Genomic DNA, 8,710 nt, shown 5'->3' with positions numbered 1-8,710 from the left:
GGGCTCCGGGTGGGGCGTCGGTATACAGTCCGCGCCGTGTTCTACGCGTGTGTACGGGCGGTGGTGGCGCTGGCCCTGAGGCTCTTCTACCGGGTGAAGGTGAACGCCCCGGCCGAGGAGCCTTCCGGGCCGGTGCTCTTCGTGGGCAACCATCCGAACGGGCTCATCGACCCGGCGCTGGTGTTCATCCTCACGCGGCGCAAGGTGACGTTCCTGGCCAAGTCGCCGCTGTTCAAGCTGCCCGTCATCGGCTGGCTGCTCAAGGGCCTGGACGCGCTGCCGGTGTACCGCAAGCAGGATGACCCGACGCAGATGGGGCGCAACGAGGGCACCCTGGACGCGGCCAAGGGCGCGCTCGTGAAGGGGCGGGCCATCACCATCTTCCCGGAGGGCAAGAGCCACTCGGAGCCGGGGCTCGCGGAGTTGAAGACGGGCGCGGCGCGAATCGCGCTCAGCGCCGCGCGCGAGGGCGCTGCCGTTCGCATCGTCCCGGTGGGGCTCACCTACGCGGAGAAGAACGTCTTTCGCAGCGAGGTGCTCATCGACCAGGGGGCGCCCATCGACGTGACGGCCTTCCTGCCGAAGGATGCGGAGGCCGCGACGGAGCAGGCGTCGGTGCGCGCGTTGACGGAGCGGGTGGCCGAGGGGCTGGGCGCCGTGACGCTGAACCTGGAGCAGTGGGAGGACCTGCCGGTGGTGCAGGTGGCGGAGCAGCTCTACGCCTTCCGGCAGGGCGGGAAGCTGGATGCGGAGCGGCTGCGGCTGTGGGCGCGCGGGGTGCGGTTGTTCCGCACGCAGGAGCCGGAGCGCTACGAGCGGCTGCGGCTGCACCTGGCTTCGTTCCGCAAGCGGATGACGCTGGTGCAGGTGACGCGGCCGGAGGAGCTGTCCGTACAGTACCGGGCGGGCAACGTGGCGCCCTTCGTGGTGAAGACGTTGCTGACGCTGGTGTTCGGGCTGCCGCTGTTCGCGCTGGGGCTGGTGTTGTTCGGACTGCCGTACCCGGTGCCCCGGATGGCGGCGAAGAGCGCGGAGCTGGACATGCAGGCCACGGTGAAGTTCCTCACCGCGCTGGTGCTCTCGCTGGTGTGGTGGGGCGTGCTCACCGGCGCGGCGGCGTTGTGGGGCGGATGGGCGTGGGGGCTGACGACGTTCGTGCTCCTGGTGCCGCTGGCGCTCTTCACGCTGTATTTCGCGGAGCGCTGGGACGGCATCCGTCACGACCTGGAGATGTTCTTCACGCTGGGCAACCGGCAGCGGCTGCGGACCCGGCTGCTGGCGGAAGGGGAGCGGCTGGCGACCGAGGTGGAGCGGCTGGCGGAGGCATATCGGCCGCAGCTCCAGGTGCCCGGTCCCTCGCCCGTCGCGAAGTAGGCGGGTGGGGCGGCGGGTCGGAAGATCCGCCGATGCCGCCGAAAGTCCCGCCCTCCTGGTGGCCCCGGTCCGGTCGTTAGGTTCCTGCCTGGAATCAACGACGGATGACTGCTCCGGATGACTCGGTCTCCGCTCACGCGACCCCGCCTGCTTCAGGGCGCGTCGGTGGGTGCGCGGGCACGCGGCTTCCGGAGGGGGCGTCCTCAACGCAGGGGAGCAGGACCATGGCTTACGACGTCGTCATCGTGGGAGGCGGCCCCGCGGGGCTCAACGCCGCGCTGAACCTGGGCCGCGCGCGCAGGGCGGTGCTGCTGTGTGACGCGGGCACGCCGCGCAACGTGGCCGCGAAGCACATGCACGGCTTCGCTTCGCGCGACGGCATCCCGCCCCCGGAGTTCCGGCGCATCAGCCGCGAGCAGCTCCAGCGCTACAAGAACGTGGAGGTGCGGGACACGCGCGTGGGTTCGGTGGAGCCGCACGTCGGTGGCTTCCGCGTGGCGCTGGGGGACGGCACCACGGTGGAGGCCCGCCGCATCCTGGTGGCGGTGGGCATGGAGGACGTGATGCTGGACATCCCCGGCTACAAGGAGCTGTGGGGGACGAGCATCTACCAGTGCCCGTTCTGCCATGGCTGGGAGGTGCAGGACGAACCCTTCGGCGTGCTGGCCACGGAGCCCGCGTACCTGGACTACGCCATCATGGTCCAGGGCTGGTCCCGCGACCTCACGGTCTTCACCCACGGCAGCTTCGAGGTGCCGCCCGAACAGCGCGAGCGGCTCCACCACCTGGGCCTGCGGCTGGAGGAGCGGAAGATCCGCGCGCTCCACGGGAAGGACGGCCACCTGGAGGAGGTGGAGCTGGAGGATGGAACGCGCGTGGCCCGGCGGGTGATGTTCTCCGCTCCGCCGCAGCGGCAACCGGAGCTCGTCATCCGGCTGGGGCTCGCGCTGGATGAGCAGGGCTTCGTGAAGGTGAACGGGATGGGAGAGACGTCCGTGCCGGGCATCTCCGCGGCGGGTGACACGACGACGCGCATGCAGGTGGCCGTCATGGCGGCCAGCGCGGGGGGCCTCGCCGGGGCGGTGATGAGTCACGGCCTGGCGATGGAGGACGCGGACCGGCGTTACACGGCCGCGACGGGGAAGCCTCCTCCGGCGAAGCAGAAGCCGCACTGACGGGCTGCTTGCGCTGCGCAATCACAGCGCGCTGATGGAGGCGCCGTGGCCCGGCACTGCGGTGGAACGGTGCTGCTTGCGCCACGCGGCGGGCGTCACCCCTTCCGCGCGCCGGAACAGACGGATGAAGTGTGTGGGGTCCGCGTAGCCCACGCGCTCGGCGATGATGTCGATGCGCTCGTCGGAGGACAGCAGCCTCCGCCGGGCCTCCGCGAGCCGGCCGGAGATGATCCACTCCACCGCGCTGTGGCCCGTGGCCTGCTTGAGCGCCGTCGTCACGTGCGCGGGCGAACGGCCCACGGCGGCGGCCACCTCGCGCAGCGAGATGGGCTCCAGGCAGTGCCGTTCGATGAACGTGAGCGCCTCGCCCACCCACGAAGCATGCGTGCCCGCGCCAGTCCACGCACCGGACCGGGCCACCTCCACGAGCACCAGTGAGAACAGGCTGCGCACCACCTGCTCCCCCAATGCACTGGCCGGAGCGCGCGTCTCCTCGTCGATCTCCGACATCAGCCGGAGCAGATGCTGCTGCCGGCCGGAGGGAATGGGCACGACGGCGGAAGCGCCCTGGCGCACGCGCTCGAACGGCTCCAGCAGCGGCCCCACCTCCGTCAGCGCGAAGGCGGACGGATGGAACCCCAGTCCGACAAACTCCGCCCGCTCGGCCACCACCGTCCGGTGCTTCTCTCCCGCGGGGATGAGCACCACGTCCCCTGGAGACAGCTTCAGCCGGGTGCGCTGCTCGATGGTGACCTGCCCTCCCGTGTAGAGGGTGAGGACGGCGTGGGCATGGCTGGCCGGACGCGCGTTGCAGCCCTCAAGGGTCCCCTTCCCGACGAACAGGGGACCTGGACCCCAGCGGTGAGGATGCTCGGCAGCCACGCAATGCCTCCGCTTCCTTCCTTGGCGAGCAGCGAACCTCCTCGCACAACGGACCCGGGCTCGGATGCATTCCGGGCCCGGCGGTTGCGCGTCAGGTGCGCGCCTGGGGCACGGCTTCCCGGAACAGCTTCGCGCCCACGAGCAGCATCATCCCGCCCAGCAGCACCGGCACCGCGTTGATGGCGATGGCGGTGTGGAGGCTGGCCATGTCGGCGATCTGCCCGATGAGCGTGGGTGAAATCGCGTCGCCCAGCATGTGGATGCACAGCACGTTCAGGCCCATGGCGAAGGCGCGGAACGCGGGCGGCACGCAGTTGACGATGGCCGCGTTGATGGGACCGCTGTTGAGGAAGATGAGGAACTGCGCCACGCCAATGGCCGCGAACGTCAGCGTCGTGTCCTGCAGGTTCACCGCCAGGTACATGCACGGCGCCGCGAGCATCAACCCGATGCCGGACAGCCACAGTCCGCCGCCGGCGCGCTTGCGGTCCATCTTGTCGCCCAGCCAGCCGCCCGCCACCGTGCCGGTGAGGCCCGCGATGGCGGTGATGGCACCGAAGACGAGGCCCACGCGGCCGGGGTACTCCAGCCACAACTGCCGCTCCCGCACCAGGTACGTGGGCATCCAGAACGCGAGCCCGCCAATGGAGAACGTCATCAGTGTGTAGCCCGCCGTCGTCGCCCAGAAGGCGGTGTTGCGGCCCAGGCCCCTGAGGCCCTCCATGAAGGGCAGCTTCACCGCCGCGTCCGGCCCGTCCATGGCGCCGCGCTTTGGCTCCGGCATGAAGAAGGCCATGGCGCCCAACACGAGTCCGGGCACGCCGCCCGCGAAGAACGCCGCGTGCCACGAATACGTCTGCGTCAGCCACCCGCCCAGGCCGTAGCCCATCGCGGAGCCCACGGGGATGGCGATGTAGAAGTACGACAGCATCCGCGTGCGCTGCTCGCGCGGATACAGGTCGGAGATGATGGACGGCGCCACCGCGCCATAGCCCGCCTCGCCAATGCCAATCACCGCGCGCGCCAGCAGCAGCGCCGTGAACGTGGACGCAAGGCCGCTGGCCCCGGTGGCCAGGCTCCAGAGGAGCACGCCACCCGCCACCAGCAACCGGCGCGGCACCCGGTCTCCCAGGAAGCCGCCCAGCGGGGATGCCAACATGAACACGACGATGAAGACGGTGCCCAGGAGGCCCGACTGCGCGTCGTTGATGCCGAAGTCCTTCTGAATCTCCGGAAGCGCGACCGCGATGATGTACCGGTCGAGGTAGTTGACCAGGTTGATGAGGGTCAGGATGAACAGCGCATAGCCCGCGCGCACGGACTGCGTGGCGGACGCGCTGGACGGAGCGGTGGGGGAAGAGGCGTTCATGAGGAGGAGGGGGCGGAGCCGAAGCGGTGCGCCAGGAGGCCCCAGCGCAGGCCGCGGTCACTCACGCGACAGGCGTCCAGGCGCAGGGCCTTCACCGCTTCGCGCAGGATGAGCGCGCCCGCGGGGATGACGTCCGCGCGCTTGGGCTGGATTCCAGGCAGCGCGCGCCGGGCCTCCAGGGGCAGGGTGCACAGCGTGTCCGTGAGCGCGTCCAGCTCGCCCCGGGACAGCGTGCCGCCGTGGACCTGCTCCGCGTCGTAGGTCGCCATCTGGTGCTGCACGGCGTACAGCGTCGTCACCGTGCCGGCCACGCCCACCAGCATCGCGTTCGGCGGCGGCGGGGGCAGGGCGGCGAAGGTGTCGCGCAGGTGCGCTTCGATGGCGCCGCGCTCGTCGGCGGACAGCGGGTCGGTGCGCACGAAGCGCTCGGTGAGGCGCACGGCGCCCACATCGAAGCTGTGGCGGAAGGCCACGCTGCCGGCGTCGTTGCCGTAGATGAACTCCGTGGAGCCGCCGCCAATGTCCACGACGAGCAGCGGACCGGCCGCCTCGCCCGCGAAGTCGGTGGCCACCGCGGCGAAGGACAACTGGGCCTCCAGCTCACCGGCGATGATCTCCACCGTCACGCCCGCGCGGGCCTTCGCGGCGGCGATGAAGTCCGCGCCGTTCTTCGCGTCGCGCGCGGCGCTGGTGGCGGAGACCGCGATGGCCTCCGCGCCCAGCGCGCGGGCCTCGTCCGCGAACGTCACCAGCGTGGCCAGCGTGGCCTCCATGCCGTCCGGGGAGAGCACCCGGCTGGTGTCCACGCCCCGGCCCAGCCGGGTGATTTCGGCGCGCTCCACCACGGCCTCGAAGCGCCCGTCCGGTAGGCGATCCGCGACCAGCAGCAGCACGGAGTTGGTCCCGATATCGATGGATGCGAAGCGCGGCATGCGGCGCACACTACTCAACGCAGCAGCGCTTCCAAAGCATCCCCCAGGGCCTCGTAGTCCGCCGGGGTGTTGTAGAGCTGCGCGGACACCCGCAGGTGCCGCTGGGGCGCCTTCGGCCAGGGGGTGACCGGGACCTCCACGCGGTGCTCCTCGAACAGGCGCACATGGAGTGGGTCCAGGTAGAGCGGGGGCTCGGGCCGCACCGGGGCGCCCTCCGGCAGGGCCACGCACACCATGCTGCCCACCATCGTATCGGGGCACAGCGGCGTGTCCTGGCCCAGCCGGGTGTTCAGGTACCGCCGGGCGGTCAGGGCCTTGTCACGGTTGGAGGCCATCACCTCCGGCCACCCGCCCGGCACCAGCCCGCCCACGACGCGCAGCGCGGTGGGGATGCACAGGAAGGGCGTGGGGTCGTGCGTGCCCGTCCAGTCGAACTCCAGCCGGAAGCGCGAACGGTCCGTGCGCGGCGAGTTGTGCCCGTGGCTCACCACCAGCGGCTTCATCCCCGCCTGCAGGTCCTTGCGCACGTGGAGGAACGCGGCGCCCTTGGGGGCGCACAGCCACTTGTGGCAGTTGCCGGTGTAGTACGCCGCGCCCAGCTCCTGGAGCGCCAGAGGCACCATGCCCGGCCCGTGGGCGCCGTCCACCAGCGTCTCCACGCCGCGCTCGCGCATGCGGCGCACCAGCTCCGCGAGCGGCATCACCAGGGCCGTCTGGCTGGTGATGTGGTCGATGAGCAAGAGCCGCGTGCGCGGCGTCACCTGCGCCATCACCGCGTCCACGACGGCGTCAGGGGAGGGCACCGGCCAGGGCAGCTTCGCCACCACCACCTTCGCGCCCATCCCAGCGCAGGCCACGTCGAGCGCGTTCTTCGACGCGTTGTATTCGTTGTCGGTGGTGAGCAGCTCGTCGCCGGGCTGGAAGCGCAGGTTGCGCAGCACGGTGTTCACGCCCGAGGTGGCGTTGGGCATGAACGCCAGGTCGTCCGCGTCCGCGCCCACGAAGGCCGCGAGCCCAGTGCGGGCCTCATCCAGCAGCGGCTCCACTTCGCGACCCAGGAAGCGCACGGGTTCGGCTTCCAGGCGGGCCCGCAGCTCCGACTGGTGCTGGAGCACCGCCGTGGGGCAGGCGCCGAACGAACCGTGGTTGAGGAAGACGACCTTCGGATCCAGGCCCCAGTGGGCACGGAGGGGAGCGCTCATGAGGCGCAATGCACCCCGGCGCGTCCCCCCTGTCAACGGACCGTGAGACCTACTTCGCGGCCGGGGCGATGCCCCAGTCGGGCGTCAGCCAGTGGCCCTTCTCCATGGGGAGCGGAAGCTGGTTGTTGCCCTCGGCGGTCATCACCCACAGGTGCGCGCCGCCGTTGCGAGTGGTGCTGAACATGATGAGCCGGCCGTTGGGGGAGAAGGTGGGCTCCTCGTTGTTGCCCTGGTCCTGCGTCAGGCGCGTCACCTTGCCCGTCTCCGCGTGGACGGTGAACAGGTCGAACGCGTTGCGCTCGTCGCGCGCGGTGAAGGCGATGAGGTCCCCGCGCGGCGACCAGTCCGGCGTCTGGTTGTAGTTGCCCTGGAAGGTGAGCCGCTTCACGCCGGAGCCGTCCGCGCCCATCACGTAGACTTGAGGGCTGCCGCCCCGGTTGGACACGAACGCGATCCGCTTGCCGTCCGGCGACCACGTGGGGCTGGTGTTGAGGCCGTAGGGCGTGTCGGTGACGGCCTTCGCCCCGGAGCCATCCGCGGCGGACACGTAGATCTGCGCGCTCTCACCCTCGGCCAACGCGTAGGCGATGCGCTTGCCGTCCGGCGAGAACGCGACGCCCGTGGCCATCTGCCCGTCCGTCACCACGGCCTTCGCCTCACCGCCGGGGGACTGCACGTAGATGTCCGGTCGGTTCTTCCGGTACGACGTGTAGCCCACCTGTCCCGACGGGCTGAGCGTGGGGAGGATGTGCGTGCCGCCCTTGGTGAGCGCCTGCGCGCCCATGCCGTCCCAGTCCGCCACGAACACGTCGCGGTTGGCGCCCGCCTTGCGCACGTAGGTGATGCGCGACAGGAAGGGGCTCGCCTCGCGGGTGAAGTGTCGGTAGAGCGCGTCCGCCAGCGCGTGCGCCAACTGGCGGGGCTCGTTGGCCGGCGCGTCCTTGGCGACCTTCAGGTCCTCGTGGCCGGTGGCCACGTTGAACAGGCGCAGCTCCCCGCGCAGCCTGCCGCCGTCCTGCGCGAGCGACACCTTCACCAGCGACTCCGCGCCCACGTCCGCCCAGCGGCTGAAGTTGATGCTGGCCGCCGTCATGCCTTCCTTCGCGTCGGCGGTGAAGCCCGCGCGGTCCAGCACCTGGAAGATGCCGGAGGCGGTGAGGTCGTACGAGAAGGCGGTGTCGAACGCGCCGGCCGTCTTCTTGTCGCCGCCGTCCTGCACCGTGGGCGCGGGCGACGCGAGCGGCAGCGGGCGGAAGTTCGCGCCGGAGATTTCGATGACGGGCGCCTGCGCCAGCACCAGCGCGGGCACGAGGAGGAGCGACAGCAGGAAGGCTTTCATGGGCTGAACACCAGGACGACGCCGTTCTTCTGGAGCGCGTCGCGAAGGGCATCGGGGGGAGGAGAGAAGGGAGACGCCTTGCGCACGGCGGCCACGACCGCCGAGTCGAACAGTTCGTTGCCGCTGGCCTTGGCCAGGCTCACGTCCAGCACCTCGCCGGCGCGGCCCAGCTTCATGGCCACCTGCGCCTTCAAGTACAGGCGCTCCGCGTCGGGGATGGTGTCCGCGACGTTGTAGTGCCGGCGCACCTGGGACTTGAGCAGGCCGTAGTACCGCTCACCCTCCTGGACCGCCGAGTCACCGTCCGGGTCGCCGTCCTCCGCGCCCTCCAGCTCCTCCGGCTCGCTGGGCTTCGCCGACTTGTCGAACGCGCCGAAGAGCTTCTTGCGCCGATCCTCCGCGGTGGGTTCGCCCTTCTGGGGCGTGGGGGCCGGGGC

At 70.9% G+C, this 8,710-nt stretch carries 8 protein-coding genes; 2 read left to right on the top strand and 6 right to left on the bottom strand.

Going from position 1 to position 8,710, the window contains the following annotated elements:
• The first annotated feature begins 36 nt into the window (after window positions 1-36).
• Window positions 37-1,374, top strand: coding sequence for a lysophospholipid acyltransferase family protein (locus D7V88_RS35290; RefSeq protein WP_120544991.1), 1,338 nt, complete (start codon window positions 37-39; stop codon window positions 1,372-1,374).
• A 224-nt stretch (window positions 1,375-1,598) separates the two neighbouring features.
• Entirely contained in the window at window positions 1,599-2,549 is a 951-nt protein-coding gene (locus D7V88_RS35285; protein ID WP_120544990.1) for an NAD(P)/FAD-dependent oxidoreductase, read from the top strand.
• A 21-nt stretch (window positions 2,550-2,570) separates the two neighbouring features.
• On the opposite strand, the gene D7V88_RS35280 is transcribed toward D7V88_RS35285, so the two are convergent.
• From D7V88_RS35280 to D7V88_RS35255, 6 genes are all read right to left on the bottom strand, one after another.
• Window positions 2,571-3,431 carry an AraC family transcriptional regulator gene (locus D7V88_RS35280; RefSeq protein WP_120544989.1) on the bottom strand — a complete coding sequence of 287 codons (861 nt, stop codon included), beginning with the start codon at window positions 3,429-3,431 and terminating at the stop codon, window positions 2,571-2,573.
• A gap of 91 nt (window positions 3,432-3,522) precedes the next feature.
• Window positions 3,523-4,800 (bottom strand): spinster family MFS transporter, encoded by a 1,278-nt coding sequence (locus D7V88_RS35275; protein ID WP_120544988.1) that lies wholly within the window; start codon window positions 4,798-4,800, stop codon window positions 3,523-3,525.
• Window positions 4,797-5,732, bottom strand: a complete 936-nt coding sequence (locus tag D7V88_RS35270; protein ID WP_120544987.1) for a Ppx/GppA phosphatase family protein — start codon at window positions 5,730-5,732, stop codon at window positions 4,797-4,799. The genes D7V88_RS35275 and D7V88_RS35270 overlap by 4 nt, the downstream gene beginning before the upstream one ends.
• A 14-nt stretch (window positions 5,733-5,746) precedes the next feature.
• On the bottom strand, window positions 5,747-6,934 hold the full coding sequence (locus D7V88_RS35265; protein ID WP_120544986.1) for an aminotransferase class V-fold PLP-dependent enzyme: 1,188 nt from the start codon (window positions 6,932-6,934) through the stop codon (window positions 5,747-5,749).
• Between the two features lie 49 nt (window positions 6,935-6,983).
• Complete coding sequence (locus D7V88_RS35260; RefSeq protein WP_120544985.1) at window positions 6,984-8,273, bottom strand: beta-propeller domain-containing protein; 1,290 nt, start codon at window positions 8,271-8,273, stop codon at window positions 6,984-6,986.
• On the bottom strand, window positions 8,270-8,710 hold a 441-nt coding region (locus D7V88_RS35255; protein ID WP_147448991.1), incomplete at its 5' end, for an energy transducer TonB. The genes D7V88_RS35255 and D7V88_RS35260, both read right to left, overlap by 4 nt.

Origin of the sequence: Corallococcus terminator (assembly GCF_003611635.1) — a bacterium.
GTDB lineage: Bacteria > Myxococcota > Myxococcia > Myxococcales > Myxococcaceae > Corallococcus > Corallococcus terminator.
This window is presented reverse-complemented; position numbering and strand designations above follow the sequence as displayed.